This window comes from Bradyrhizobium sp. HKCCYLRH3099 (assembly GCF_051167855.1).
Classification (GTDB): Bacteria; Pseudomonadota; Alphaproteobacteria; order Rhizobiales; family Xanthobacteraceae; genus Bradyrhizobium.
In genome coordinates this window covers 60353-85987 of record NZ_JBNPTW010000026.1, presented here as the reverse complement: position 1 = coordinate 85987, position 25635 = coordinate 60353, and the positions used below count along the sequence as shown (strand labels likewise).

The following is a 25635-nucleotide window of genomic DNA, read 5'->3' as shown; positions in this document are numbered from 1 at the left end:
CTCGACTTCCCCGATAACCGGCCTGCCGGAAGGTAAATAATGGCGTTTCTAGCAGCGGGCCACCCGCAGTCCTTGAAGGCCCGCGTGCTTCGCGCAGGAAGCTGGACGCTATTCGGGTATGGTGCCGCGCTCGTCATGAGGTTGTTCGGTAACCTCATCATGGCTCGTCTGCTTGCTCCAGACGCATTTGGCATCATGGCGATCGCAACCACGATCAATGTTCTCGTTGGATTGTTCAGTGACCTCGGTATTCGACAGTCGATCATACAGAGTAGTCGCGGCCAGAACGAGGTTTTTGTCAACACAGCTTGGACGGTCCAGGTCTTAAGGGGGCTATGGATCTGGATCGCCTGCATGGCGGTCGCTGCCGGCCTTTACTCCGCACGCTTGATGGGGCTGATGCCACCGGACAGCGTCTATAGTGATCCGTTGCTGCCGGCGATCATCGCCGTTGGGTCGTTCTCCTCGGTGATCCTCGGCCTGCATTCGATGAAGCTGCACCTTCTGGGCCGAAACCTTGATCTCAGTCGGATTACTCTGATCGAATTGATCCAGATGGTCGTAAGCTATGCCATCGCGATCGGTGTCGGCTGGCTTACCCATTCTGTCTGGTCATTCATCATCAACGGCCTGGTCGGTTCTGTCGTTTACACGGTGCTGACCCATGTCTGGCTCACCGGGCATCGGGATCGGTTCTGTTGGAATCGCGACGCGCTAGCGGAAATTCTGCGATTCGGCAGATGGGTCTTCATCTCGTCGATCATCGGTGTGCTCGCGATGAATGGCGACAGGCTGATGCTCGGCGCATGGATTACGGCAACGACCTTGGGGTTCTATTCGATTGCGTCGGGTCTGAGTTCTATGGTGGACGGCATCGCCGGTCGCTTCTTTTCAAATGTATCGCTTCCCGCTCTCGGAGAGATCGCACGCGAACGGCCTCAACACTTCTCTAAGCGCTACCTGCAAATGCGTTGGGGGGCAGATGCCGTCTATGTTGCTGCGGCGGGCTTTCTGTTCGCGACAGGCGAAAAGATTGTTTCTGTTCTCTACGACCCGCGCTATCTGCCTGCGGGCGAGATGCTTCAAATCCTCTCATTCAGTCTGCTATTCTCTCGCTTTGGACTCGCTCAGAATGCGTACGTAGCGCTCGGAAAGCCAAACTATATCGCTGCCCTCAACGCAGTGCGAGTGATCTCGCTCTTCACGCTGGTTCCTGTCATGTATTTCGTGTTCGATGTGAAGGGCGCATTGATTGGGCTCGCCACATATCTGGCTCCAACTCTACCGCTGATCTTCTGGTTCAATCGCAAGCACGGCTTGAACAATCTTGTTGTCGAGATAGGTTCCCTCGCCATTTGGCCGTGCGGGTGGCTGGCCGGTCAGCTTGTTCTTGGGTTGTTGTCGATCGTGCGGTGATCGCAAGCTTCAAGCGGAGAGGGGCCGCCATGTCCAATACGACTGTTGTTTGCTGCGCCGAGATGACCGATCCGAGTTGGACGTGGATCGCATCGCATTTTCCCGGCGTCGGGCCGAAGTTTGTGTTTGCCATATGTCGACGAAGAAGGATCGATAGCTACGTCAGAGCAGTGAACCTCAGTCGGGTATTGGGAGCTCTCGATGGCGTGATGAAAGCAAAACGGGTCAAGGCGGATGTATTGGTGACGCACGGTCCGGCTTTGGCTGCGTGGTGTGCGTTGTTCTCCTGGCTGTTGAGATCGAGATCTATAGTTCTAGCGCATAGTTTCAATTTTGCGAGTGTTCCGCGAGGGCTGAAGCGAGTTGTTTTCCGAACACTGTTGGCGCGAGTCGACGGGTTTGTCGTGTTTTCCAACGTCGAGAGAGAGATCTATTCGGAAGCTTTCGATATTCCGATCGAGCGTTTTGATTTTGTTCATTGGGGGATGGCGCCCCCCGCGACAACTCCTGCGACTATTCCTGCGGAAGATTATGGATATGTTGCTGCAATCGGCGGAAATGGTCGTGACTATCAAGCTCTGGTGGAGGCCGCGAATGTTCTACCGGACATCAAGTTTGTCTTGGTTGTTAGGCCGGAAAATCTCGATGGCCTGAAGCTGCCCGCGAACGTGTTTGCTCGCGTCGACATTGGCTTCGGTGAAGCGATGGAGATCTTGCGGCTAGCCCGCTTTATGGTTCTTCCACTGAACCCGGGTGAGGTGCCGTGCGGTCATATTACACTTGTCGCGGCTATGCACCTCGGAAAGGCGATCATTGCAACAAGCTCGCCTGGGGTGTCCGATTACGTCCAAAACGAAAAGAATGCGATCAGCGTCAAGGCCGGTGCTGTCGACGAGCTTGCGGACGCAATTAGGCGCCTATGGGCTGACAACGCGTCGTGCCAACGGCTTGGCGAAAGAGGGCGATTGTTCGCGGCGGCGAATTGTACAGAGGCTGGAGTGGCCAGGCAGTTTCGGTCGTTTCTTGCAAGTCGCGGTTTTCTCGACCGGTGAAGATGCTTGCGTTTTTCTGCAGCGTCTATCGTCCCAGTCGAAGGCGGCCCGCGATGCCGATTGGCGGAAGCCCTAGCAGCGATCTCAAGTATGGCGCCCACCGAAGGCCGTCGTAATTGCATATGACTGTGTCGGTAGCTCCCCTTATCTTGTTGGACGGCAGAGCATCTCTGGCGTATTTGTAGGAGAGAAAATCATTGAAGCGCAGAATGTCTTCCCGTTTGCTCTGTTCGAGCATCTGCGCATAAACTCTCTGGGCGAGTTGCGGGCGAAATATGAGGCCCGACGTGTCCAGTTCGCCAACTTGTAGCGAATGAATTGATGCCCCCTTTGGAGGGATAATTGTCGAGTGTCGTCGAACGCCGACAATCAGCAGTTCCGGCATATTGGCCTTTTCGATCTCTCTTGCGATCTGGCCAAGTGCATCCTTCTTGTAGGCATTATCGTCGTCCCAAAACACGACGTAGTCAGATTCGATCCCGCTGTTGGCGAGGTACGTCAGGCCGGCGAGTCGAGGGGTTGCGCCGCAGTCGTTGGCTCGCGAGCTCGTTTCTAGATAAGAAACTCGACCGTCGCGGGTCGTATATCGATGGACGAGCGACCGTATCTCCGCGTTGGGTCCGTCGTGGACGACGAGCAGCCGCCAACCTTCGTAAGCCTGCCGAACCGTGCGACTAAGGTGACGGCTGAGAAGGGTCGGACGATTGAATGTCGGGGTTATGATGGTGAAGGTTATGGTCATCTGTGGTTGCCGCCCGGCGGGGCAATTGGACGATCTGGTGTCAGCGCTAGCGTTGAGGACGGTATACACGAGGGACAGTGAGTTCTGCAAATTGCAGCGCGTTCGCGTGTTTTGGATGGAGTCCACCGTTTAAGACTATTTGAGCAGCGTTCGACCTTTTGCTAAATGTATGGTTGGGACACTATGAATCTTGGTCGTCCGACGTTGTGGGGGATCCGAGGTTGTGCGGTGGACTATGGTTGGACCCGCTATTGAGCGGAGCGGCCCTCGGGTAGTTTGAGTGCCGTCTTCTAACGCCGTGCAGAATGTAAAACGATCCATTGTGCTTGCGTTCGAGCAGGCCTTCTGAGTGCAAGTGTCAACCGCTGTTGCGGCAGAATGCGATAAATTCAATTTTTGGCGGAGGTGTTCATTGTGGGTGCCAGCCTTTTGTCGAGAGCGACAGCCGCATCTTTTCGGTACTATATCAAGAGAGCGTGGCATGGCCCGCAGCCCCCGCTGGCGGCCCTCGCTAGCAGATCAATTCAGATTTGCCAGGGAGAGAGATTGCAGGCCGTCAGACCATTCTTTCGCGAAGAACACGTCAAGCGTATTTCCGATGGTCCATGGCACACCGCGCAGCGGCTCCGAAACGAGCTAACGACTCAACGGGAACTAGAGTTGCGTCCACTCGTTTTGCACGAATTTCGTGACGCATTCTTGGTCGATGGCTCTATGTATATTGGCTCGCGGGCGCGGATCGAGCTTCGTTCCGGACTAGAACGACGCATGTTTGCCAGAAGGCTGAGTGTGCTGCCGCTCTCTCCTCACCATGAGTTCGCCGCGGCGACGTTGGGGTCTGGAGTGGCAGGGTCAACATGGTTTGGTCACTGGCTCGTTGACGAGTTTCCACTTCAGATGATGGCGAGCCGAATGGGCCCCATCGTTTCACATATGCGACCGGATCATAGAGACGAGCCTGCGTATCGGAGGATCGCAGATGTCGAAGCACCAGAAAGGGTCGGAACAGCATGGATAGAAAGGCTTCGGGTCATTGACGAGTTCGCACAGAATGCGAGCAAGTTCCGAAGATATGCAGCCATCCGACGTCGCTTTTTAGATTGCGAAGAATCGCAGCGGCGCGTTTTTATAAGTCGAGGAAACTGGGGAAGTCCAAGGACTATTGCTAACGAGGCGGAGATTAAGGAGAGACTCCGGTCGGAGGGATTCTCGATCTTGGACATTTCGATCTCTTCTTTCGAGGATATTCGATCCGTCTTGAGCGGAGCGAATCTGGTCGTCAGTGTTGAGGGATCGCACCTCACGCACGCGCTTTTTATGATGGCGCCGTACGGGAATATGATCATCTTAAATCCGCCGGACCGAACATTGACGGTATTGGCAGATTTGGCACCGCTTTTTGGGCTATTCGCAGCTATGTTTGTTGGCAATCCGGCAGGGCGTGGAGCATTTTCGGTGAGCGAGGACGAGTTACTATCGTTCATCGATGCCGCGGTGGCAGACCACAACGTCCGCAGGCTGGAATTGACTAGGTTCTTAGAAGCCGTCGGGCGTATTCCAGTTGCGCTTAGTGAGTTTGCGTGATCTGAAAAGCGCTTGAAAGATTTTGCCGTTCCGAGGTGTCATGCGAGTGTTGCCGAATGCAGCTGCGAATGATATGCGTGCAGCAGCGCAATCGATAGGCGGTGTTGGAGAGCCACGCCCCCGCCGGTTGTTCATGGTGCTGTCGCCTCGGTCGCTGCCCTATGCGCGGTTGGCGCTACGCAGCCTGCTGCGCAACGCCGTGGAGCCGTTCACGCTGACGCTCATCACCGACGGGCCGGACGATGTGCGTCAGCTCCAGGATGAGCTCGATGGCCTGCGCGCCGATCCCGTGCCGCAATTGCGGGCGGCGGCGATTTATGGCGAGGCCGATCTCGCCGATCTGGAGGAGGAGCGGTTCGGCCGCCGTCCGGCGCTGCGGCGGTTCCGCCATGGCCATCCCTGCTGGCGCAAGATCACCGATCCCCTGCTGCTGAGCGCGCCCGGTGACGAGATGGTCGTGCTCGATCCCGATCTGTATTTTCCTAATCGTTTCAGCTTCGAGCCGACCGTCGACCGCGGTGTGATGTTGATGTGGCAGCGTCCATCATGCCTGCTGCCGGACGAGGTGGTCACGACCGCGATCGCGGCCGGCGTTCCCCTGGCGCATCACACTGACATCGGTGTCGCGCAATGGCGGCAGCCGATTGATCTGGATTGGCTGAACTGGCTGATCGAGACGCTCGAGGCGCCCAGCCTGCCGCGCCACATGCACATCGAATCCATCGTCTGGGCCGCCATCGCGATGAAGATCGGCGGCGGCTATCTCGATCCCGGTCAATGGGTCTGCTGGCATCGCACGCAATATAAGCGCCTGCTCCGGCGCTTCGGCATCCCCGGCGCATCGGTCCTGCAGCGCGAGCGGTTCTCCGGGATCAAATGCTTTCACGCCGGCGGCGAGGCGAAGTGGTGGCTTGTCGACGCGCAGAAAATGGGCCTGCTCGACCGCAACGAGACCGCCACGGATCCAGCGCCGCTGCTGCCGTTTGAACTGCTGCATCCGTGGCAATTCCGCATGCTGAAGGCGCGGCGCAGCTGGCTGAGACGACTCGGCTATTACGATCTCATGGGGTGACCGCGATCTCGCGGTCGATCAGGTCGAGCAGCGCGAGACTGCGCTCGTCGAATTTGCGTGCGAACAACTTGGGTGAGGCCCGCAAGCGCTCGGCATCGTCCATGTCCAGCGTGCGCGGATAGAGCGGATTTGGATTTTCCCAATCGGCATAGCGCAGATCATCGCTGATGATCCTGTCGCGGAATGGCGAGTTCGACAGCAGGCTCTGGAAGAACGATTCGTCGGGAATGAACACCGTCTTGAAATAGCGGACATAGGCGGGGTTCTGCCGGACGAAGCCGTCGATATAGACGATACAGTCTCTGGTCAGGCACCACCACATCGAGCCGCCATGAGGCCGAAACCCGAGCGGAAAGCGCCGCCGCCATTTGATCTGGACGTGCCGGCTGCGGAACGACAACGTCCAATAGAGCACGCGGTTGAGGGCGTTGTGAGCGCCTTTCGCCCGGGTCCACCGATTGGGCTCGTCGGCGGCGAAGGATTCGATGAATTCGACCTCGGGATGCGCATCGAGCTGCGCGCGGATCCGGCGTTGAGACTTGATCGGGTAGTCTTGGCCGGACAGCAGGAAGGCCCGATCGAAAGCCAGATCCCGAGCGACCGCCTCGCGCATGCAGCTCAGCGTTGCCGCCACGATGCCGAAGCGGCCCCAATAGCAGCGGTGGCGATTGGTGCAGAGAAAGACCTGGCTGGGCAGCCGCTCGGAGAAGGTCCGGAGTTCCTGATACACTTCGGCCGCCGAGCGCTTGTCGACATGAATCACGAAGACGTTGTGATCGTCGCGCAGGCGCTCGATGAGGCGAATAACCTGTCGCGGCGCCTTGTGGCAAACGATGAAGAAGGCGAGCTGCGTCGGCGCCATGCTTTTGTGGCCGTTACAGGAGAGGTGCAGTCACACGGGCGTCGTGGGCAAGAGATCCGTCCACAAGGTTCCATTCATATGGTATTCTGTGGTCTTGTGGAACCTATCGACTGCGATCGAAGCAGTTCAGGGTTAAATTCGCTGCTGGCGTGCCATCAGGTCTGCCGTTTGCAGGATCTCGTCACCAGAAAAGCGATAGCCCACCGGCGACGCTAGTCCCACCACAAAGCCGGTTTGAACTCGGTTTCTTGCGGCCCAGTGACGATGAACGGCGGTAAAGCGATCGGAAGGCTCCAGAACGAGCAGCCCGCACCCTGGATCCAGCGTGTAGCAGCAATGTGCAATCTGGCTGCCCTCCATGGAAACGACGATCTTGGCGCGGAGGAGAGTGCGAAGGATGAAGTCGATGTCATCAGTGGCGATGTCGATGACCTCGAAATCACTTTTGACAAGCAGGTCGAGCAGGCGATCTTCTTCAAAGATCGTTCTCGCGACGCCGGTGTCCCCACGTCTTAGATAGACGAGCTTGTCTCTCATTTCTGGTCCGGAATATCTGGATCTGATCAGTTGAGAGAGGATGCTGTACCGCTTGGCCTTCAAGCTGTTCTGGCCGAAGTCTTGATAGATGATCAGGTCGTCGACGATCGCTCGGTCGATAGGGTTCCAGGTCTGGCCAAACAAAGTGGCGTAGTGCGGCTTGTGAGTCCACGCCGGCGTCGTGAAGTTGATAATTGCGCCGGTCTCCCGGGCGAGGAGATATTGCAGGCAATCGTCGCGAAGCCAGTGGCCAAAGTATCGGTGTCCAACCGCGGTCGACGCGAGGCCTGCCGTCTTGAGATGAGGCACGGCGCCGCTGTGGTTTCGTTCGATCTTATCTGCAATGAAGTGGCGAAAGTTTCTCGAGTAGATCGACCCGTCAAGCACCGCTGCATCCTTGACGTGATAGGCGATTGTCGCGGCGTGTGTGTATGTCGGCGCAAGCATGCTTTCGATCTCGTCCGCAAGGGGACGATGCTCCGTGCCTGAGGTTACTCTCTCCAATTGGTTGGGAAGAAAGATGGTCGGAGGGTTGTCGGCGGTTTCCTCAGCACAGAGCAGCTCGCGTTCAGTCGCGACCGACTCAAGGGATCCCGGGCCGCGGACGATTCGCTCAGCCAATCGAAGGTAGGGAGAAAGCCGAAGTTTTGCTGATTCTCTACTGGAAATACGCATCTAAACGTCGCTCTGAAGGGAGTAAGCCGCAGCGACTTATCTGATAAGATTGACCTATAATCAAAGCCGATCACGGATGCTATGATTGTATCGGTCGGAGAGTAAGTTGTGAGCCCTGAGCCATTGGACCTTGGCGGGCGTATCCTCCAGCCAGGCTGCGACAAAAGCGCTCATGGTGACCGGCAGTTGAATTCGTGTCCAGGCCTCCTCGGAGCGTGCCGAGAGCGTCTGATAGAGAACAGGATCGTCCAGCACTTTGACAATCGACGCGGCCAAATGGTTCAAATCGCCAGCCTTGAAGATCACTGCGCTCTCGCCTTCCGCGAGCGCAGTGCGAAACATTGGATGGTCTGATGCGACGATCGGCGTACGGGCGGAGAGCGCCTCATAGATTGTCAGCGGCAGCCCTTCCGGATAGTCGTGACGCGACGGAATGACGACGAGGTCAGCCTCCTGCATCAGCCGCGGAACGTCCTCATTGGCGACGACGCCGAGGAATCTGACCACGTCCAGGATACCCAAGGAGCGTGCCAGCGCGGCCATGCTGCCGTCGCCATCGCGTCCTGCCAACGACAGTGAGACCGGGTAGCCCTGGCCTCGAAGCATCGCGGTTGCGTTCAATAGATCCCCGACGCCTTTCGCATGCGACAGGCTGCCGACGTAGAATATCTTGCCTTCACGATTACCCGCGAGGCTGCGCGAGGGATAATCCGACGGCCGATGCGCCGGTGGCCAGTCCCACGGCACGATCTTGTCGGCATGCACGCCAATACCCGCAAGCGAAAGGCAGGCGCTGATCCCGTGATTGCCGACCCATTCGATCAGCGGATGGTTGAGCTGACGCGCCAGCAGGCGATGGCGAATGGCCGCGCGCAGACCGCCGGCATTGAAGGAGTCCGCCAGCGGCACGATCGTTCGGATCCGGTTTCCGATGGCCCATCGCAGCACGGGCGCCAGGGGTGAGTTGACGGAGAGACGGTTCGGGCTCGTGTTGGCGATGAACGGCACCAGCGATGCGGGATCGAAACCCGGTCGCAAGCCCGCGCCGATCGCCCGAACGCCGTTGGCAAGCATCGTATCGTAGGTGGTGTCACTGACGGCGCAGATCACCGCGACCTGTTCGAGCTGCTTGACCAGAGATCCGACGAAATCCACCGAATGGCGCTGCGCATAATATGTTTCCTTTCCACCCGCTGAGAGCCGCTCGAAAGCCTCCCGATAATCTCCGGCATATTGAACGATCGTGAATCGCAAGCTCATTCGTGCAAATCTCTCAGGATCCCGGTTCAAATGCTCAATCGTTGTCGCCGTCGCGAGAGCTGCAGGCAGCGCTCTGCTGCCCAAAGCCGGCCCAATCGTTACGCGGCATCAGCTGTCTTGGAAAGAACGCGTATCCGGGCCGCCGGCCTCGAACAGTCGTTTGAGCTCTCTCGCTGAGGTCTCGACCTTGTGCTGCGCGCTCACTTGGGCGAAGGCCGCTTGTCCCATTGCCTGCAGCTCTGCCGGAGCGCTGTCGAGGCACCGGCGCATCGCCGAAGCAAGCGCTGCAGCATCACCGGAAGCGACAAGCCAGCCCTGCTCCTGGTCCCTCACGAGTTCAGGAATTCCAGCGACGAAAGTCGAGATGACGGGACGGCGCAAGGCCATGGCCTCCATGATCACGACCGGCAGACCTTCCGCAAAGCTCGGCAGGACTAGCGCGCGGCCGCGCAAGAGGTGTGATCGTACCTCAGACGAGGTGGCCCATCCGGTGATGCGGATGCGGTCGGTAAGCCCGTGCCTGTCGATAAGCGCCGTGATCTCCTGGCGGAGCTCACCATCGCCAACAAGCGTCAAGGTGAAGTCGACGCCCGCCTCGGCAAGTCGCCGTGCGGCCTCGACGAGGATGAGCTGACCCTTCTGCTCGCAGAGCCGGCCTACGCAAACCAGGTTGCGGCTGTCGCCATATGCGGACTCCGTTTCAAAGTCCTTCTGCTCCAGACCGCAGCGGACCACCCGAATCTTGCTCCAATGCGCGTGCTCCACCAGCCGGAATAACTGGCTGCGGCCGAAGGAACTGATCGCGACGACAAAGGCGGCGTGGCGGATCTTCTCCGCGAGCCTCAGAAGCGGTGCCTTGTCGAATTCCTCTGGGCCATGCACTGTAAAGCTGAACGGCGGACCGCCCAGCGCGTGCACCAGCATCGCTACTTCGACGGAATTGGTGCCGAAATGGGCATGAATATGTGCGACGCCGGCCTGGCGCAGCCACTGAAAGATCAGGCAAGCCTCGGCCAGATAGATCAGGTGATAGGGCAGGGGTCGTTCGGCGCGCCAGGCCATGCGGAACGCGAGCCGCAATGCTCGCGCGAACGCACGCGGCCGTGTAAGCGCCGCTGAGGCCGCCGCCACACCGATCGCGAGGGCGCCCGCTTTCAGGACATAGCGAGTTCGCGCGCGTTCCGCGAAATCTGCCTCATCGACCAGGCCATCATTCCAGCCGCGAATGGAGATACGGGTAACCTCCAGCCCCTCACGCTCCAATGCCAGGATTTCCCTGCGGATGAAGCTGTGACTCACCTTCGGATACTGGTTCACGAGATAGGCAATGCGCATGTCACTTGTACTCGATCAGCCGACCAGGACGGCTCAGGAATCGGTTGCGCAAGAAAAGCAGCTGCCCCCAGGCCTCCGGAAATCGCGATAGCTGCTCGAAGAAGGCGAGCTGCAGCCGAGTGCGCCATGTCCCGGACATACTCCGACTTCGGCGAAGAATCTGGGCAGGGTAGATCAGCAGCATCAGCAGCGCCCATGGACCGACCACCAGGCTGCCGGCGATCACGACCGCCGGAATGAGGATTGCCCAGATCAAGGCTCTGCGCGTTTCCCAGACCCAATGCCGTTCGTCGGTCTTGCCGTGCAAATCAGCGCCCTGGGCGAAAGCATAGCCGCTGCGGGCCTGGCGCCGCCACCATTGCGCGAAGCGATGCATGGCGGCGTCATGCAGTGTCATCTCGTGATCGAGACGCCAGACCTTCCAGCCCCCGGCGCGCAGCCGAACGCAGAGCTCCGGCTCCTCGCCGGCAATTAGATCATCCCGATAGCCGCCCACGGCCTCCAACGCATCAACCCGCATCATGACGTCGCCGCCGCAGGCCTTGGCCTCGCCCACCGGCGTATCCCATTCGCGGTCGCACATCAGATTGTAGACCGAACGATCCGGAAAGCGCTCCCGGCGGCGCCCGAATGTGGCGCACACCTGCGGATGATCGATGAGATAAGTGATCGCGACGGCTGGCCAGTCATGCTGCAGCTCGCAGTCGCCATCGACGAACTGAACGAAATCGAGGTCGGGCGCAACCCTGCGCAATCGCTGCATTCCGGCATTCCGTGCGCGTGCTGCCGTGAACGGCAGGCTCATGTCAAGTGCGACAACGTCGATCCCGGTCTGCTCGGCCCAGGTCACAGAGCCGTCCGTAGAGCCCGAATCGACATAGACGATACGGGCGGCGCTACTGATGGAGTTCAGGCATCGCTTCAGCCGCTCTCCTTCATTGCGGCCGATTGCCACGACACCGAACGCGCGAGGAGCACGGTCAGTCATTTGAGGAGGATTGTGTTCGGCGCGGCTTGACGATGGCAGGCACGCCGACCGCGATGGAGTCGTCAGGCACGTCGGAAATCACCACGGCATTGGCGCCGATGACGACGTTGTTCCCGATGTGAATGGGCCCGAGCAGCTTCGCGCCCGCACCGATGTCGACGTTGTCGCCGATGACCGGCGCCGCCTTCTCCTCCACACGGCGGAGACCGATCGTGACGCCATTCCTGATCCGGCAGTTGTCGCCAATGCGCGTATAGCCGCTCACAATGATCCCGCCAAAATGATCGATGACAAAGTTGCGGCCAATCTCGACTTCGCAAGGCAGCTCGATGCCGGTGATGACCTGCATCAGCTTGAAACTTATCTTGTAGAGCGCTGAAAAGAACTTTCGCAGCAAAGCGGGGCGTACCCCGTACCGCCAGCGGCCAAATCGATAGACCAGCATCACCCAAAATCCTTGCGCGCCCCAATCGTGGTCATAGGCTCGCAGGTCCTGTCTGATATTATCGAACATGCAAAGATCGTCTCTCGCGCTTACCGCGTTGGTCTTGTCGCCCAGCCGGTTGGGCCGAGCAGGGAAACGGCAAGCTTCAGTTTCTGAAGTTGAGTGTTTCGCAAGCGACCTTGCACGGGACGGACCACATCCTTCACAAGCTCAAGCGCGGCGCCACAGCCGGTGAGAGCGAGATAGGTCAGCAATCCACTGAGGCCATGGTGTTTACGGAAATACAACATTTCGCTTTCGATCTGCAGCCGCGCAATTTGCCGTCCTGAGGTGGTGAGCTTGTCGTCCGCCCCTGCGCTCTCGCCGCCGATGTGAATGACAGTTGCTTCACCGAAATAGGTGACGCGCCATTCCGCTTGGCGGATCCGTCGACAATGATCGACCTCTTCGTAGTACACGAAGAAGAGGGGGTCGAAGAGGCCGACTTGCTCAATTGCCGATTTCCGCATCAGGTAGAAGCAGCCGGGGACCCAGTCGCAAGATCGCGTCCCGACATGGTCCCAATCCATATCATCGACCATTTGCACTCGAGGGAAGAACCGTCCAAGTCCGTTCTCCGCAAGAAAGACATTCCATGGCGTCGGGAAGTATCGGCAGGATGGTTGGAGCGCCCCGCTCTCACTGACCAGGCGGACGCCGAGCACGCCGCACTGAGGATGTTCGTCCATATAGGCGACTGTCTTCGTCAGCGTATCATCGGCAACGAAGGCGTCAGTATTGAGCAGGAGAATGTAGCGGCCGCGGATGCGTGGCAGGGCCTGATTGTTGGCGCGTCCAAAGCCGACATTGGTTGTATTGGCAATCAACTCGACATCAGGATATCCATGCCTTAAGATCGCGACCGAATTGTCCCGCGAGGCATTGTCCACGACAATGGTCTGCATGGAGAGCGTCTGTCTTGCGGCGAACAAGGCGGCGAAGACGCGCTCTAAAAGGTGCTCGGTATTGTAGTTCACGAGAACCACCGTAACGTCACACATATCGGGACTAGCCGAAGCAGGTTCGCTCGCGATTGTACCCGTGTTCGATATGACGTTCACGGCGCGCGCTCGCCCTGAGATGACCTGCTCTGGTTGATGCCAAACGCCGTGGAACCGGCTTCGACATCCTTGGTGATGACCGCATTGGCGCCAATCCGCGCATGCGAGCCGACGCAGACCGGCCCCAGGATCTTGGCACCAGCACCGACATCGACATGGTCGCCGATCCTAGGTAGTGCGCTGCCGCCCTCCACCGAGCCGATCGTGACTTGCTGAAACAATAAACAGTTGTTTCCGATCCGGGCCCCGGGATGGACGACAATCCCGTTCGGGTGCGGAATCAGGAGGCCCCCTCCGATGCTGCAATTGAGCGGGATATCTGCCGCCGTGACAACGCTCCAGAACCGGTGGCGAAGAACCAGAACCTTGCAGCAGATTGCAGCGAGCGGGCCGCGGCGGCTCTGCCAATATTGATATCTGCGCACGGCGAGCAGCAGTTTACGGCCGGGGTCCCAGAACCTCAGCGGTCGTTCGCGCGACCAGTCGGCGATGGCGGATCCGTCTTGGCCGGTCAAATGGTCGAGCCTCCTGTGCAGCTCATCCGATGGCACCAGCATCGCCTTCGAGGATCTTTCTGTCTGAGCGCGGTCTCGGCGGAGAAACACGTTTCCACTTTCCTGGACCATGCTTTATGAACAATTGCTCTGGCTTACCGTCTGGTAGTCTTCTCGACAAGCCGTGATCGGCCGTCGCAGATGGATCGCGGGGAGCTCTGCCCTGATGTTTTCTAGTTGATCCCGCCGGCGCGGGCATGCTTCGGATCGGACAATGAGTTGGATTTTCTTTCCATTCGAGGTGCTGGCCATTGCATTGGCCTGGTCCGTTCTCGTGTTGTTCGTGGAAATCTTGGCCGCGTATTTTGACAGGAAGCAGCCTGTGCCGATAGGCAGTGAGCGTCCTCGCGTGGTCGTGCTCATCCCCGCTCACAATGAGAGCCAGGGCATCGTGCCCACCATCGCCGATATCCGTTCGCAGCTCGGATCGGGTGATCGCCTGCTGGTCGTGGCGGACAATTGCAGCGACGACACGGCCGAGGTCGCTCTCGCTCATGGAGCTGAGGTGATCCGTCGGGATGATGCGCGCAACCGGGGCAAGGGTTTTGCACTCGACTTTGGCCTTCGCAGCCTGGCTGTTGATGATCCAGAGGTCGTCATTGTCATCGATGCCGATTGCAGGGTCGGCAGCCGGGCCATCGAAATGCTCGCCACCGTTTGCGCCGTCACCCAAAGGCCCGCCCAGGCTCTGTATCTGATGTCGGCACCGGCAGGCGCGTCTGTCAATCATCAGATTGCCGAGTTCGCTTGGCGCATCAAGAACGATCTGCGCCCGCGCGGTCTGCGCGCCCTCGGCCTTCCATGCCAGTTGATGGGAAGCGGCATGGCCTTTCCGCGCCTCGCGCTGGAAAACGTCAATATCGCGTCAGGGCACCTGACGGAAGATCTCGAACTGGGGCTCCTGCTGGCGTCCACGGGCCACGCGCCCCTGTTTTGTCCTGCCGCGCAAGTCAAAAGCGTATTTCCGTTGACGGCAGCCGCCTCGCGATCTCAGCGGCAGCGTTGGGAGCATGGTCATCTCGCGATCCTGATCACCCGGGTTTGCCCGCTGATAGGCAAGGCGCTGCTCGAGCGTAACCTCAACCTCTTGACCTTGAGCCTCGACGCGGCTGTGCCGCCGACTGTTCTTCTCGCCCTGCTGACGATCATGGCCGCTCTAACCAATGTGGCCGCGGCCTTGTTGGGAGCCGGTCTCCTGGGAATCCTAGTGGGATTTGGAACTCTGGTCGGCCTATGCGCTGCAATTATGCTGGCCTGGAACGTGCGCGGTCGCGATCTCATCACGACGAGCAGCCTACGTGCGATCGGGCCTTATCTCGCAGCCAAGGCAGGAATATACATCCGGGCGTTTGCGCGGGAGAAGATCTGGATCAGGACCACCCGAGGCGGTGGAGTAGATGATTTATAAAAATCAGAAATATCGGTTTCAGCCTTTCCGTGCTAAATTTGGCTTTTTAAAGGCGCTTGTATGTGAATTTTGCTTGACCGGCCGTGCTCGTTGTCGTTTTGTCCTGACGATATTCAACTGATAGAAAGCAGTTCCTTTGCAGGCCGGGCATTTAGCAGCACAATTCGACGGCTGTATCGCATCGGACGATCTGGCTCGCGAAGTCTACGGGATCCTGGGAATTCCAATTGACGCGGTCGGACTCGACGAGGTGGCTCACCGCATCGGTGCTGCCCTGCAGAGGAACGAGCCGTACCTTGTATCGACCCCCAATCTGAACTTCCTTGTGACGGCGCAGACGGACGTGGCCTTTCGCGAGTCCCTTCTGATGAGCGATCTGTGCCCCGTCGATGGCGTTCCGATCGTATGGATATCACGTCTCACAGGCCTTCCGATCAAGGGGCGTGTTGCTGGTTCGGATATTTTTGATCGATTGAAGATTGGTCCACAGGGATCGGTGAAGGTCTTTTTGTTCGGCGGGCCGCACGGCGTGGCCGAAACCGCTGGCCGCGTGCTGAATAGCCAGTCGAGCGCGGTTTCCTGTGTCGGCTCACTTTTTCCAGGTTTTGGCTCGGTCGATGAGATGAGCAGTGATGCGATCATGGAAGCCGTAAACGCCTCCGAGGCGCGGTTCCTGGTTGCTTCGCTTGGAGCGCAGAAGGGGCAGTCCTGGTTGATGGCCAACCATCATCGCTTACGGGTTCCTGTTCGCTCCCATCTGGGGGCCGCAATCAACTTTCAGGCGGGGCTTCTCAAGCGGGCACCCCTTTTCGTTCGCAAGTCTGGATTCGAGTGGTTGTGGCGCATCAAGGAGGAGCCGTACCTCTGGCGTCGCTATCTGCATGATGGGGCCGTTCTGGCGCGGCTGATGTTAACCCGAGCGCTGCCGCTTGCCTTGGCAGCGCTGCTGCGCAGGGTTCTGGGGAAACGACAAGCCTGTCTTTCGGTCGTCATGTCCCAGGCGAGCGATCAGGCAAATGTTGTCGCACTGCAGGGTGACGCAGTCGCCGAGACCGTCAAGGAGGCCGTGCCCATCCTGCGCGCCGCGATCGGACAAGGCACCGAGCTGACAATTGATTGTGCCCGACTGCGATCAATCGACGCGCGCTTTGTCGGGCTGCTCTTGATGGTGCGGAAATCGATATTGCAAAAGCAAGGCCGGCTGATTTTAGCCAACAGCTCGCGGCGAATTCGGCGCGCGCTCAGGCTCCACGGTTTCGGTTTTCTGCTGGACTCTGACGCGCACCATGCAGTAGCGAAGGCCCGTCTACTGCCGCCGGAGGCCAACGAGCATGTCGCATCGCCGGCCAATTTTCAGGTAAGTCGGTAGCGTCGTCTGTTTCGGCCAGAGGGTTGTGTTGATGGTCTGCGTACTTGGCATTCGGCGTGTCGGCTGCGTCGTCGCAGCCCTGCTCGTTGCGACGCTGACCGGCTGCGGGTCGCCGGAGAAGCGCTCGCAGGACTATTATGAACGCGGCATCGCACTGCTTGAAAAGAATGACGATCTGAACGCGCGCGTGGCGCTCTCGACCTCCCTTACGTTCAACAGCAACCGTTTGGATGCGCTCCGCGCCCTTGCCGGAATTAACGAGCGATTGAAGGATACCGCTGGCCTCTTCCAGGTGTTGCGGCGGATCGTCGAGCTAGACCCGAAAGACTTCAATGCACGGATCCGGCTGACTAGGATTCTATTCGCCAACAACAGTAACGACGCCGCTCTGAAACTTCTGGATGCCGCAAGTGCGGAGGACAAGGGGCGTGCCGATTATCACGCGCTCCGTGCGGCCATCCTGTTCAAGGCCGGTGATCCGAACAGCGCGGTCCGGGAAGCGGAGCAGACAATCCGCCTTGAGCCGGGGAATTTCGATGCGCTGCTGGTGCTTGCCAGCGCCCAGGTCGCGCGTGGTGAGGCTGACGCGGCCTTGCAGTTGATCGGTCAATTGCCTCCTGCGTCGCAAGATGATCCGCGCGTTCTTGCCCTGAAGGTGGTCGTCTACGGCAGGAAGCGTGACCTTGCGCAAACCGAAGTCACATTGAAGAAGCTGGTCAGCTTCAAGCCTGAATTCCGTGAGCAGCTCGTCAACCTCTATGTCGAAGAGCGCCGGCTCGACGAGGCGGAAAAGGAGCTCCGGTCTGCTGTCGCCGCCAGTCCGGCGGATGTTGCGACCAACCTTCGCCTGGTGCGTTTTCTTGCTAGCTTCCGCAGTCCGGCAGCGGCTCGGGAGCAGCTTGAAGGCCGCATCAAAGCCGCAACTGATGCCTTTCCATACCAGATGGCACTTGCCGATCTGGACTATGTACAAGGCAATCTGGATCAGGCAGCGAGCCTGCTCGACTCCGTGATCAAAACCTCTTCCCCCGAACGGGCCATCTCGGCCAAGAACAAGCTGGCCCAGGTCTACGTCAGGCGCCGCAACCCGGAGATGGCGAATAAGCTGGTCTCCGAGGTGCTGGAGAAAGACCGCCGCAACACCGGTGCGCTGAAATTGCGTGCCGCCATGCGCCTGGATGGGGGGCAGGTCGATGGAGCAATCGCGGATTTGCGCGAGGCTCTCAACAACGAACCCAAATCTCCCGAATTGCTGTTGATGTTCGGCGCTGCCTTTGAGCGTAGCGGTAAGACGGAGCTTGCTGCGCGCCAATATGCCGATGCGGCGAAATATTCGAACTTTGCACCCGCCTTCGTGCTGCCCTACGCGACGTTTCTTCAGGGCCTCCCGGACCTCGCACAGGCCGAAAACGTTCTGCTGGAGGCGATTGCCAGGAACCCGCGGGGCATGTCTCTCCTCCAGGCCTTGGCTCAGGTTCGCATCGCACGCAAGAATTGGACCGGGGCCTTGGCGGTTGCGGATGTGATGCGCAGCGCCGACGACAATGCAGGGCTTGCTGATCAGGTCCGAGCTGCAGCACTGGCGGGCCAGAACAAGCAGGACGCCAGTGTTGCTTCGCTTGAAGCGGCGCACGTGGCGGCTCCGGATGCGTTTCGTCCCGCAGCTTTGCTCGTTGCCGCCTATTTGCGCTCCGGCCGGCCGGAAAAGGCAGAGGTGCTGCTGGCCGACGTTCTCAAGCGTCGCCCGGACGATTCGGGGCTACTGCTTTTGATGGGGCAGACGCAGTCCGCTAAAGGCAGGACCGACGAAGCCAAGGCGCTGTTCAAACGGGTGATCGCCCAGGAGCCCAAAAACGAGGCCGGCTATCGCTTGCTCTCTGAACTGTACGTCAATGAGAAGAGCTTCAACGAGGCCTCCGGTATCTTGAAGGATGGGTTGAGGGAAATTCCCGACAATTTGAACCTTCGGCTTGGCCAAGCTGGCTTGGCCTTGTCGCGTGGCGACAATGATGCGGCGATGACGGCTTATGAAGCAGTCCTGAAGGATGATCCGAATGCGCTTCTTGCGGTCAACAATCTGGCCAGCCTGCTGCTGGACGAGAGAACCGACAAAGCGAGCCTTGACCGCGCCTTCCAGTTGGCTGAGCAGCTGAAAAGCTCAGATCTGCCGCAGTTTCAGGATACCTACGCCTGGGCGCAGATGAAGCGCGGGAATACCGCCGAAGCGATCAAGCTGCTTGAAGGTGTCATCGCGCGGGTACCGGGGTTCTCGGCCGCGCGCTATCATCTGGCGCAGGGGTACTTGTCTACGGGCCGTGCCACGCAGGCCAATGAGCAGCTCAAGCTGGCGTTGGCCTCGGAGCCCGACGGGACGCCCCTCAAGGACAAGATTCGCGCGGCAATCAAATAGGCCGGGATCAATTGTCGAGTGGAATGATCGTCGCGGTCTTCGCCACAGTGACCATCACGCTGTTGGAGCTCGCCGCTCCGCCATTGCTCAGCGGCAGGCCCGTCAACGGATCAAGCAGCACGTTCCCGGCCGTGGCCGTCCGGTGAAGATAGCGATAGGTGAACGACGCATTCCAATCCCGGGCGATTTGATAGGCGTAAGAGACGCTGCCCGACATGAAATCGTTGGTCGCTCCAGATGATGTCTGGCGGGAGACATCGCCTGCTACCGAAATGCTTGACCGCGCATTGATCGCTTGAGTCACGCCTGCGCGCAGTGTGGTTCGCTTGGTCAACGCGCCGGTGATCGCCGGCGATGTGGTCTGCGCCGCGAGGACGTTCAGGGTGGTATTCTTGGTGATCCGGTAAATCGCATGCGCGTTGGCAACGAAGCCAACCGAGGATCCGCCGGTCACGGTCGGCCGTAGCGAGCTTCCAAGCGGGAACGCGGGCGTGCCGGCATCCGCTGTCGCGTAAACCGCACCGGCATTTAACCCGTACGAAAATACCGGAGAGAACGAGGATTCAAACCCAGCCGTGCTCGTCACCAGCACGATGTTGGATCGCGGCGTAGAGTCGTAGTTCAGCCACTGCGCCCGGGAAGACACCGAGACTGTGGTCATCGGATCAACGCGGTGACTCCAGCTCGCCGACGCGCTTGAATCTGTAAACTGCGTCCCGCTGCTTGCGGGATCATAGGCCGTCAGTGCCGATCCGAGCGAAAACGACACCGTGTCGAGCGCCGAAAGGCTCCGCTGGATACCGCCACTCACCGCCGTCCGGTTGACGTCGCCATGAACCGTGGTCGGCAGGCCAAGATCGCCCAGAACGGCCACGACGGCGCTGGAGCGTCGAAAGCTGCCATCAAGGAAGTTCTTATCGCCCGGCACCTTGCCCGAAGTCACATAGCGCGCGGTGACGCCGACCCAGTCGGATTCGGTCTGCGTGGTGCCGTTGGTCCCGCCCCAATACTTTCGGTACCCCACGTCGCTGTCGACGGTTAGGCGTGAGGTCGGAGTCACCGCAACCGCATTCGCGGTGACGGTGGTGTAGGAGCCGAAGGTGCCGCCTGCCAGCATGTTACGCATGAACAGGTTGTCGTTGAACTCGACGGTCTCACTCATGGTCGAACTCAGCGACCAATCCCAGGCGAGAGCTGGGCAGGGCAGCAGCCCCACGCAAGCCGCAACGATAGGCGTAACCCGTTTCACCCGCGCGACCCCGATCATGGTCATTCCAAGAAGCCGCGTTCCGGTACGATGATCACGTCCCCAGCTTGAAGCGCGATATTGGCCTCCGGAGTTCCGCCCGCCTCGTAGCTCTTGTAATCGAACGAAAAGATCACCTCATTGGCGCCGCTGCCGCGGCGCACTTGAATCCGGCGCCGGGCGGCAAATGGTCCAAGCCCTCCGGCGAGCGACAGCGCCTGCACCAATGTGGTGGCCTGCCGAATAGCATAGGGGCCTGGCCGGAGAACCTCACCCGTAATGAAAATCTTGGGCTTCAGGTCCTCTTCGGGCGTATCGGGCTTGGCGGCATTGGTGAGTGCCACCGTCACCTCAAGCTCGCCGGCGTCCTTGTAATTGCGTTGCAGCCTGCTCTTGAGCACCCTTTCGAGGCGTTGGGGGGTCAATCCGCTCACCGTGATGTGACCCGCCAGCGGAAATGCAATCTGCCCGTTAGGATCGACGATCACAGTGCGGTCGAATTTCGGATCCTGCAGCACGGTGATTGACAAGGTGTCGCCCGGCTTGAGCGTAACCGGCGTCACGTCGGAACTCTGGGCAAAGCTCGCGCTCGCCCAAATCAGCACAATTCCGATCCATGCAATCAGTTTACGCATCTTCCGCTCAGTATGCCCGTGCAGACGCAAAGCAATTTTGTGTCAATTCCGCGCCCACTATGGATAGCGAGGCCTCAAGGCGCAAGCCTGAACAGCCTCCGGCAGCGCTGTCGTTGGGCGGTAATCTTTATGAAAAACATCGTTTTTACTTGTACTTAGCGATTTTGGAGGGTTTGTGAAGTGGCAAAATGCTGAACTGTTGCTTATCTGCAATAACGTCTTCGACGACGTCGCCCGAAATGACGTCGATGCCGTTCGCATATCCGTACACCAGCGCAGTGTCACAAAGGATGTTGATGGTCCGCGGGACGCCGCCGCTGGCGTCCGCGATCTTTGCCGCCGCGTCGAGCGTGAACATGATCCGGTCGGATCCGGCCTCGGTCACCCGGAACGCAATGTAATTTGCGACTTCGCTCGGGCTGAGCGGCTGAAGATGAAAATCGGACGAGATCCGCTGGGCGAACTGGTGCAGCTGGGGATTAAGCAGCAGGTCGCGCAATTGCGGCTGGCCCACGATGATCAGGTGCAGGATCTGATGCTTGTCAACATTGATGTTGGAAAGCATCCGCAGGTGCTCGAGCGCGTCCAGCCCGAGATTCTGCGCTTCGTCGATGATCAGGATGGCCCGCCGACGCCCGGTGTACTGCCGGTAGAGAAACTCCTGCAGCCTCTTGAACAGCGTCGGATAATCGCCATCGAAGGGCTGTCCAAACGACATCAGGATCCACTGCAGCAGCTCATGCCGGCCCTGCGGCGAATTGGATATCAGCCCCATTGTCACGTTGGTGCTGAGCTTCTTCAGGAGATGCCGAAGCAGCGTGGTCTTGCCGCATCCGATTCCTCCCGTGATGACGGTAAAGCCGGCGTTGTTCGTCACACCGAATTCGAGCATGGTGTAGGCCATGCGATGCATGTTGCCCCAGTAGATCAGGTCGGGGTCTGGCAGGATCGTAAAGGGCTTCTCGCGAAACCCGTAATACGCCTCGTACATCGCTGTTCCCTGAAAGGCTGCGCCGTCTTAGATCATCCCTCTTCGCCATCCTTGGCGCCAAGTGATCATGCGGTAATACAGCTTAACAAACTTATTGTGGTTCGGCAGCGCAATGGTCTAAATGTCATCCACTTTTCCATATCTAAATGGTACATTATTTGCAACCGCGCCACTCACCCGTAGGGCCTGATTCGCTTGCCGACGCTTCAGAAGGTTAACTACGAGGACGACGCCGAGACGGGGGACGATCGCCAGAGCAATCTTCTCAGGCCGACCTTCTATTGGGAGATCTTGAAGCGCCGCTTCTTGTATCTTGTGCTGCCGTTAATCGTGATCGTCTCTGCCGGTGCTGCCGTTGCGTGGGTCTTGCCGCCAACTTACCTTTCGGAAGGCAAGATTCTGGTCCAGTCGCAGCTGATCCCGACCGAGCTGGTGCGGCCGACCGTGACCAGCGCCGCTCAGGAGCGTATTCAGGTCATCGAGCAACGTCTGATGACCCGCGACAATCTGATCGCGATCGTCGATAAGTTCCAGCTGTTCCAGGCGCAACGAAACCTGATGTCACCGACGCAGCTCGTCGATTTGGTGAAAGCCAAGACCTCGATCACCGTCATCAATCAAACTCTCTCTTTCTCCCGCCGCACTGAAAACCCCACCATTGTTTTCACAGTGGGATACGAGGATTCGAACCCCAGCCTGGCTGCAGGCGTCGCCAACGAATTGGTGACCCGAATCCTGAATGAGGATATTCGCGACCGCACCAGCCGTGCGTCGGATACGACCAAATTCCTTGGCCGCGAGGTCGAGCGTCTCCAGGCGGAGAGCGCTGCTCTTGAGGCGAAGATCGCCCAGGCGAAGGAAAGTCAGGGCGTCACCAGCGCGGGAGCCACCGATCCCGTGGCTCAGATGAAATCCGAATATGCGCAGAAAGGCGCGATCTATTCGGACAAGCATCCGCTGATGAAAGCTCTTAAGCGTCAGATTGAAGCTGCCGAAAAAGCGGCCGGTCCCACGATCTCCAACGGCGGGACGCTGGATGCGCTGCAGTCGCAGCGCGAGGCGATTCAGAAGAACCTGGAAAATGCCAGTGCCAAATTTGCCACGGCCCAGTTGGGCGAGGCGTTGGAGAAGAACCAGCAGTCGGAAAAATTTGAAGTCCTGGAACAGCCCGCGGTCCCCCAGGAGCCGATCCGTCCCAACCGTCGAAAGATCCTCGGCCTCAGTCTGTTGCTGGGCTTGGGCGTTGGAGGTGGCCTGACCTTGCTCTTGGAAATGATGGACAAGACGATTCGACGGACCGCGGACATTTATGGTGTGTTTGACAGCCACTTCGTCGTGGCGCTGCCCTACATTGTAACCAAGGGCGAAGTCCTACGGAGCAAGCGACGGACCTGGCTGTTGATCGCCGCGGGCATCGGATTGGTGGTCTTCGTTTCTTTGCTCGCCATTGTGCTGCTGCCATGGGACTTGATGATCGCCAAGGCCCGCGTCGGATTGTTTCGGTAACGGGAGAGAGATTTTGGATCCGATAAGGCAGGCGCTTGAGCGAGCCAGGTCGGCGCGTCTGAACGCGAAGGAAGCTTCGTTCGATCCATTCACGCCCGAAGCCTCGGCGGGCGGTGACGCCGCCTACCGCGATGTCAGGCTCAACGCTGCACATCTGGAATCCAAGCGGATTGTCGCTCACGATCCGATGCTGGAAAGCGGTCGCTATTATGACATGCTGCGCACTCAGGTGCTGCAGGCGATGGACGACCAGGGCTGGCAGATCCTCGCCATCACCTCACCGACCGCGGGCTGCGGCAAGACAGTGACCGCATGCAATCTGGCCATGAGCATCGCGCGTTTGCCGGAGCGTTCCGTGCTGCTCATCGATCTGGACATGATGAAGCCGAAGGTTGCTGACTATCTCGGCATTGAAGCCAAGAACGGAATCCTGAGCGTGCTGCAGGTGCGAGCCGGACTTAGCAGCACCATCATCCGCACCTCCATTCAGGCAAACGAAATGCTCGTTCTGCCGGGTGAAATCTGCAGGTCTGGATCGGCCGAGTGGATGGCGTCACAGGCGATGACCGCGTTCGTCGAGACGTTGAAGAGGGATTTCAGGTCTCACGTCATCATTCTCGACCTGCCTCCCGTTCTGATTGGGGATGATGTGCTTGCGATCTTGCCCTGGCTGGAGTCGATTCTGCTTGTCACAGCGGTGGGGACGTCGACGCTTCCCGACATCAAGGAATGCTATAAACACCTGAAGTCGGCGCCGATCGTTCGCGTCCTGGTCAATAAGGTCTCGGAACGCTCAGAGAGCTACTATGGCTACGGCTACCACTATGGTCCAAAGTGAGCACTCGACGGTCTAGGGATCCAAAAGGCCTGCAGGAAGGAAGGCGGCGATCTTGGCTGCCGGGACGAAATACTTCGCGATGTCGAAAATGGCAGGCTGCTGACCGCTGCCTTTTGCCGGCGGAATCACCTGAGAAATCTTACGACTCACGATGCCGAGGAGACACTGGGTCTCTGCGTCGAAGACGCCGGATCCTGAATTGCCGGTGCTCGCGACGTCCTTGATGAGCGTGTCGAATTTGCGCGCGTCCAGCGGGACCCAGACCGGCGAGAGGATTTCGGTAGCGACGACCTGCTCGGGGCTGACGCTCATGACCCGTTCGCCCGGTACCGGAGGAAATGCGCACAGGGCGATGCGTAGCGCCTTGGTCTCCGGCGGCACTTCGTGATCGTCAATTGAAAGCAGCGTCAGATCGGACGTTTCGAACGGTTCCTGCTTTACAATCTTGGCCGGCAGTTGCTTGCCGGCGATCGAAACCCGCGACGCCGGATGCCACCTGCCGACCACGTGCGAGGCCGTCAAAACTAGGCCCCGTCCAAGGTAGATGCCGCTGCCGAGCCGGACCTGCTCAGGCGAATTGACGGCCACCGCGAACGGCGACAAGGATTTCGGGCGATCAGCCGCCTTGACCGTGGAGCAACTCAGGCTGAAGACCAATGAGAGGCACCACCCGAAATGTCCGATCTTGCGGGAGGTGACGAAGATCATCGCACGGCTCAGGAAGCCCCGACAAAGAACTTCTCGTTGTTGGGTCCAATGGCCGTGATGAGATCTTGAATGAATCGTGCCTGCAGCCGGTAGGCAGCATCTTCGGAGATGCCGACGGTGGACACACGAAACAGTGCCCCGTCCGGAATGAGCCCCATTAGACCGTACTTCATGCGGGCAAGCTGCCGGTCGAAAACCCCCGTCACAACGTTGTTGCCGATGCGGATCCAGTAGGTTACCGGCTCGAAGCGTCCCTCTTTGGTCGCTGTGACGCGGCTCAGCGGCAGGGGATTGGCTTCGGCGCGGTACGAGACAGAGCCAACCCGCTTCTCGGTCACGCGAAAGCCGGCGGCGCCGTAGCAGACCTCGGGAAGGTGTGCCTTGAGGCGATAATCCTGCGCCGGTCCGTAGGCGACCAGCAGCATGACGATATTGCCAGCCCGGTCCATGTATCCTCGTCCGACCTCTTGGCTGTAGATCTTGACCGAGGCGTCCTCGACGAAACCAGAGGGATCCGGCGTAACTAGGCCGACATTCGGGACCAGCGTCCACTCGCCGAATTTGGTCGGAATGACCTTCTCGAGATTAGGCACGCTTGAGGCATTGGCCATCAGTTCCCGCGGCCGCAGCGTCTCTGCCAGCAGTGCCGAACCCAGAATCGCAAGCGCCGCAAGGATAGCCTGAACCGGATTGACTTTCATCGCGGAGCCTCGGATACGAACTCGCAGGCCGTACAGCCGGACTGCGGCCGGATATCACCATAAGAGGCCATTTTTCTCAAGCGCGGCCAAGGCCCTCGACGCGAGCCGGAGATAGCGATACGAGCGGTTCCGGTGCCATGCTGAGATGAAGGCAGCGGCCGGGCGGTGCGGCAGAACGACCGACCGGCCAACTCGACCTGC

23 protein-coding genes are annotated in these 25635 nt (G+C 59.1%); 9 read left to right on the top strand and 14 right to left on the bottom strand.

Annotated elements, in window-relative coordinates; all coding sequences use genetic code 11:
• Window positions 1-39 precede the first annotated feature (39 nt).
• On the top strand, window positions 40-1416 hold the full coding sequence (locus ACQR1Y_RS32705; protein WP_434879695.1) for an oligosaccharide flippase family protein: 1377 nt from the start codon (window positions 40-42) through the stop codon (window positions 1414-1416).
• A gap of 29 nt (window positions 1417-1445) precedes the next feature.
• The gene (locus ACQR1Y_RS32700; protein ID WP_434879694.1) at window positions 1446-2468 is read left to right on the top strand and encodes a glycosyltransferase family 4 protein; all 1023 of its coding nucleotides are present in this window, start codon (window positions 1446-1448) and stop codon (window positions 2466-2468) included.
• A gap of 25 nt (window positions 2469-2493) precedes the next feature.
• Here ACQR1Y_RS32700 and ACQR1Y_RS32695 read toward each other — a convergent pair whose 3' ends face one another.
• Window positions 2494-3210: a glycosyltransferase gene (locus ACQR1Y_RS32695; RefSeq protein ID WP_434879693.1), complete on the bottom strand. Its 717-nt coding sequence runs from the start codon at window positions 3208-3210 to the stop codon at window positions 2494-2496.
• A 714-nt stretch (window positions 3211-3924) separates the two neighbouring features.
• Between ACQR1Y_RS32695 and ACQR1Y_RS32690 the strand changes: the two genes are divergently transcribed.
• Both ACQR1Y_RS32690 and ACQR1Y_RS32685 read left to right on the top strand, forming a co-directional pair.
• Complete coding sequence (locus ACQR1Y_RS32690) at window positions 3925-4794, top strand: glycosyltransferase 61 family protein (RefSeq protein ID WP_434879711.1); 870 nt, start codon at window positions 3925-3927, stop codon at window positions 4792-4794.
• Window positions 4795-4927: 133 nt separating this feature from the next.
• Window positions 4928-5866, top strand: coding sequence for a hypothetical protein (locus ACQR1Y_RS32685; protein ID WP_434879692.1), 939 nt, complete (start codon window positions 4928-4930; stop codon window positions 5864-5866).
• Here ACQR1Y_RS32685 and ACQR1Y_RS32680 read toward each other — a convergent pair.
• The 8 genes from ACQR1Y_RS32680 to ACQR1Y_RS32645 all read right to left on the bottom strand — a co-directional run bounded on the left by ACQR1Y_RS32680 (window position 5856) and on the right by ACQR1Y_RS32645 (window position 13625).
• Entirely contained in the window at window positions 5856-6728 is an 873-nt protein-coding gene (locus ACQR1Y_RS32680) for a beta-1,6-N-acetylglucosaminyltransferase (RefSeq protein ID WP_434879691.1), read from the bottom strand. The genes ACQR1Y_RS32685 and ACQR1Y_RS32680 overlap by 11 nt on opposite strands.
• Before the next feature lie 132 nt (window positions 6729-6860).
• Window positions 6861-7940, bottom strand: a complete 1080-nt coding sequence (locus tag ACQR1Y_RS32675; RefSeq protein ID WP_434879690.1) for a glycosyltransferase 61 family protein — start codon at window positions 7938-7940, stop codon at window positions 6861-6863.
• A gap of 60 nt (window positions 7941-8000) precedes the next feature.
• The gene (locus tag ACQR1Y_RS32670) at window positions 8001-9200 is read right to left on the bottom strand and encodes a glycosyltransferase (protein WP_434879689.1); all 1200 of its coding nucleotides are present in this window, start codon (window positions 9198-9200) and stop codon (window positions 8001-8003) included.
• A gap of 108 nt (window positions 9201-9308) precedes the next feature.
• Entirely contained in the window at window positions 9309-10535 is a 1227-nt protein-coding gene (locus ACQR1Y_RS32665) for a glycosyltransferase (protein WP_434879688.1), read from the bottom strand.
• A gap of 1 nt (window position 10536) precedes the next feature.
• Window positions 10537-11523 (bottom strand): glycosyltransferase, encoded by a 987-nt coding sequence (locus ACQR1Y_RS32660; protein WP_434879687.1) that lies wholly within the window; start codon window positions 11521-11523, stop codon window positions 10537-10539.
• Entirely contained in the window at window positions 11516-12037 is a 522-nt protein-coding gene (locus tag ACQR1Y_RS32655) for a serine O-acetyltransferase (protein ID WP_434879686.1), read from the bottom strand. The genes ACQR1Y_RS32660 and ACQR1Y_RS32655 overlap by 8 nt, the downstream gene beginning before the upstream one ends.
• Before the next feature lie 20 nt (window positions 12038-12057).
• Complete coding sequence (locus tag ACQR1Y_RS32650; protein WP_434879710.1) at window positions 12058-13008, bottom strand: glycosyltransferase family 2 protein; 951 nt, start codon at window positions 13006-13008, stop codon at window positions 12058-12060.
• Between the two features lie 56 nt (window positions 13009-13064).
• Window positions 13065-13625 (bottom strand): serine acetyltransferase, encoded by a 561-nt coding sequence (locus ACQR1Y_RS32645; protein WP_434879685.1) that lies wholly within the window; start codon window positions 13623-13625, stop codon window positions 13065-13067.
• A 211-nt stretch (window positions 13626-13836) separates the two neighbouring features.
• On the opposite strand from ACQR1Y_RS32645, the gene ACQR1Y_RS32640 reads away from it, so the two are divergent.
• The 3 genes from ACQR1Y_RS32640 (at window position 13837) to ACQR1Y_RS32630 (ending at window position 18809) form a co-directional block, all read left to right on the top strand.
• The gene (locus ACQR1Y_RS32640) at window positions 13837-15030 is read left to right on the top strand and encodes a glycosyltransferase family 2 protein (protein ID WP_434879684.1); all 1194 of its coding nucleotides are present in this window, start codon (window positions 13837-13839) and stop codon (window positions 15028-15030) included.
• Window positions 15031-15166: 136 nt separating this feature from the next.
• Window positions 15167-16399 (top strand): WecB/TagA/CpsF family glycosyltransferase, encoded by a 1233-nt coding sequence (locus tag ACQR1Y_RS32635; RefSeq protein WP_434879683.1) that lies wholly within the window; start codon window positions 15167-15169, stop codon window positions 16397-16399.
• A 31-nt stretch (window positions 16400-16430) separates the two neighbouring features.
• Window positions 16431-18809: a tetratricopeptide repeat protein gene (locus tag ACQR1Y_RS32630; protein ID WP_434879682.1), complete on the top strand. Its 2379-nt coding sequence runs from the start codon at window positions 16431-16433 to the stop codon at window positions 18807-18809.
• 7 nt (window positions 18810-18816) lie between these two features.
• On the opposite strand, the gene ACQR1Y_RS32625 is transcribed toward ACQR1Y_RS32630, so the two are convergent.
• The 3 genes from ACQR1Y_RS32625 to ACQR1Y_RS32615 all read right to left on the bottom strand — a co-directional run bounded on the left by ACQR1Y_RS32625 (window position 18817) and on the right by ACQR1Y_RS32615 (window position 21681).
• The gene (locus ACQR1Y_RS32625; protein WP_434879681.1) at window positions 18817-19971 is read right to left on the bottom strand and encodes a hypothetical protein; all 1155 of its coding nucleotides are present in this window, start codon (window positions 19969-19971) and stop codon (window positions 18817-18819) included.
• Window positions 19972-20078: 107 nt separating this feature from the next.
• Window positions 20079-20690 (bottom strand): polysaccharide biosynthesis/export family protein, encoded by a 612-nt coding sequence (locus ACQR1Y_RS32620; protein ID WP_434879680.1) that lies wholly within the window; start codon window positions 20688-20690, stop codon window positions 20079-20081.
• Between the two features lie 145 nt (window positions 20691-20835).
• Window positions 20836-21681, bottom strand: coding sequence for an ExeA family protein (locus ACQR1Y_RS32615; RefSeq protein ID WP_434879679.1), 846 nt, complete (start codon window positions 21679-21681; stop codon window positions 20836-20838).
• A gap of 195 nt (window positions 21682-21876) precedes the next feature.
• Here ACQR1Y_RS32615 and ACQR1Y_RS32610 point away from each other — a divergent pair, with 195 nt between their 5' ends.
• The gene (locus ACQR1Y_RS32610) at window positions 21877-23187 is read left to right on the top strand and encodes a sugar transporter (RefSeq protein WP_434879678.1); all 1311 of its coding nucleotides are present in this window, start codon (window positions 21877-21879) and stop codon (window positions 23185-23187) included.
• 13 nt (window positions 23188-23200) lie between these two features.
• The gene (locus ACQR1Y_RS32605; protein ID WP_434879677.1) at window positions 23201-24025 is read left to right on the top strand and encodes a CpsD/CapB family tyrosine-protein kinase; all 825 of its coding nucleotides are present in this window, start codon (window positions 23201-23203) and stop codon (window positions 24023-24025) included.
• A gap of 12 nt (window positions 24026-24037) precedes the next feature.
• On the opposite strand, the gene ACQR1Y_RS32600 is transcribed toward ACQR1Y_RS32605, so the two are convergent.
• Together ACQR1Y_RS32600 and epsI are read right to left on the bottom strand one after the other, a co-directional pair.
• Window positions 24038-24733, bottom strand: a complete 696-nt coding sequence (locus ACQR1Y_RS32600) for a S1 family peptidase (RefSeq protein WP_434879676.1) — start codon at window positions 24731-24733, stop codon at window positions 24038-24040.
• Between the two features lie 8 nt (window positions 24734-24741).
• The gene (gene epsI / locus ACQR1Y_RS32595) at window positions 24742-25434 is read right to left on the bottom strand and encodes an exosortase-associated protein EpsI, V-type (RefSeq protein ID WP_434879675.1); all 693 of its coding nucleotides are present in this window, start codon (window positions 25432-25434) and stop codon (window positions 24742-24744) included.
• Window positions 25435-25635: the final 201 nt, after the last annotated feature.

Coding starts and splice junctions, on each gene's coding strand:
- ACQR1Y_RS32705 (WP_434879695.1), top strand. CDS start 40: ATGGCGTTTCTAGCAGCGGGCCACCCGCAGTCCTTGAAGGCCCGCGTG.
- ACQR1Y_RS32700 (WP_434879694.1), top strand. CDS start 1,446: ATGTCCAATACGACTGTTGTTTGCTGCGCCGAGATGACCGATCCGAGT.
- ACQR1Y_RS32695 (WP_434879693.1), bottom strand. CDS start 3,210: ATGACCATAACCTTCACCATCATAACCCCGACATTCAATCGTCCGACC.
- ACQR1Y_RS32690 (WP_434879711.1), top strand. CDS start 3,925: ATGTATATTGGCTCGCGGGCGCGGATCGAGCTTCGTTCCGGACTAGAA.
- ACQR1Y_RS32685 (WP_434879692.1), top strand. CDS start 4,928: ATGGTGCTGTCGCCTCGGTCGCTGCCCTATGCGCGGTTGGCGCTACGC.
- ACQR1Y_RS32680 (WP_434879691.1), bottom strand. CDS start 6,728: ATGGCGCCGACGCAGCTCGCCTTCTTCATCGTTTGCCACAAGGCGCCG.
- ACQR1Y_RS32675 (WP_434879690.1), bottom strand. CDS start 7,940: ATGCGTATTTCCAGTAGAGAATCAGCAAAACTTCGGCTTTCTCCCTAC.
- ACQR1Y_RS32670 (WP_434879689.1), bottom strand. CDS start 9,200: ATGAGCTTGCGATTCACGATCGTTCAATATGCCGGAGATTATCGGGAG.
- ACQR1Y_RS32665 (WP_434879688.1), bottom strand. CDS start 10,535: ATGCGCATTGCCTATCTCGTGAACCAGTATCCGAAGGTGAGTCACAGC.
- ACQR1Y_RS32660 (WP_434879687.1), bottom strand. CDS start 11,523: ATGACTGACCGTGCTCCTCGCGCGTTCGGTGTCGTGGCAATCGGCCGC.
- ACQR1Y_RS32655 (WP_434879686.1), bottom strand. CDS start 12,037: ATGTTCGATAATATCAGACAGGACCTGCGAGCCTATGACCACGATTGG.
- ACQR1Y_RS32650 (WP_434879710.1), bottom strand. CDS start 13,008: ATGTGTGACGTTACGGTGGTTCTCGTGAACTACAATACCGAGCACCTT.
- ACQR1Y_RS32645 (WP_434879685.1), bottom strand. CDS start 13,625: ATGCTGGTGCCATCGGATGAGCTGCACAGGAGGCTCGACCATTTGACC.
- ACQR1Y_RS32640 (WP_434879684.1), top strand. CDS start 13,837: ATGAGTTGGATTTTCTTTCCATTCGAGGTGCTGGCCATTGCATTGGCC.
- ACQR1Y_RS32630 (WP_434879682.1), top strand. CDS start 16,431: ATGGTCTGCGTACTTGGCATTCGGCGTGTCGGCTGCGTCGTCGCAGCC.
- ACQR1Y_RS32625 (WP_434879681.1), bottom strand. CDS start 19,971: ATGAGTGAGACCGTCGAGTTCAACGACAACCTGTTCATGCGTAACATG.
- ACQR1Y_RS32620 (WP_434879680.1), bottom strand. CDS start 20,690: ATGCGTAAACTGATTGCATGGATCGGAATTGTGCTGATTTGGGCGAGC.
- ACQR1Y_RS32615 (WP_434879679.1), bottom strand. CDS start 21,681: ATGTACGAGGCGTATTACGGGTTTCGCGAGAAGCCCTTTACGATCCTG.
- ACQR1Y_RS32600 (WP_434879676.1), bottom strand. CDS start 24,733: ATGATCTTCGTCACCTCCCGCAAGATCGGACATTTCGGGTGGTGCCTC.
- epsI (WP_434879675.1), bottom strand. CDS start 25,434: ATGAAAGTCAATCCGGTTCAGGCTATCCTTGCGGCGCTTGCGATTCTG.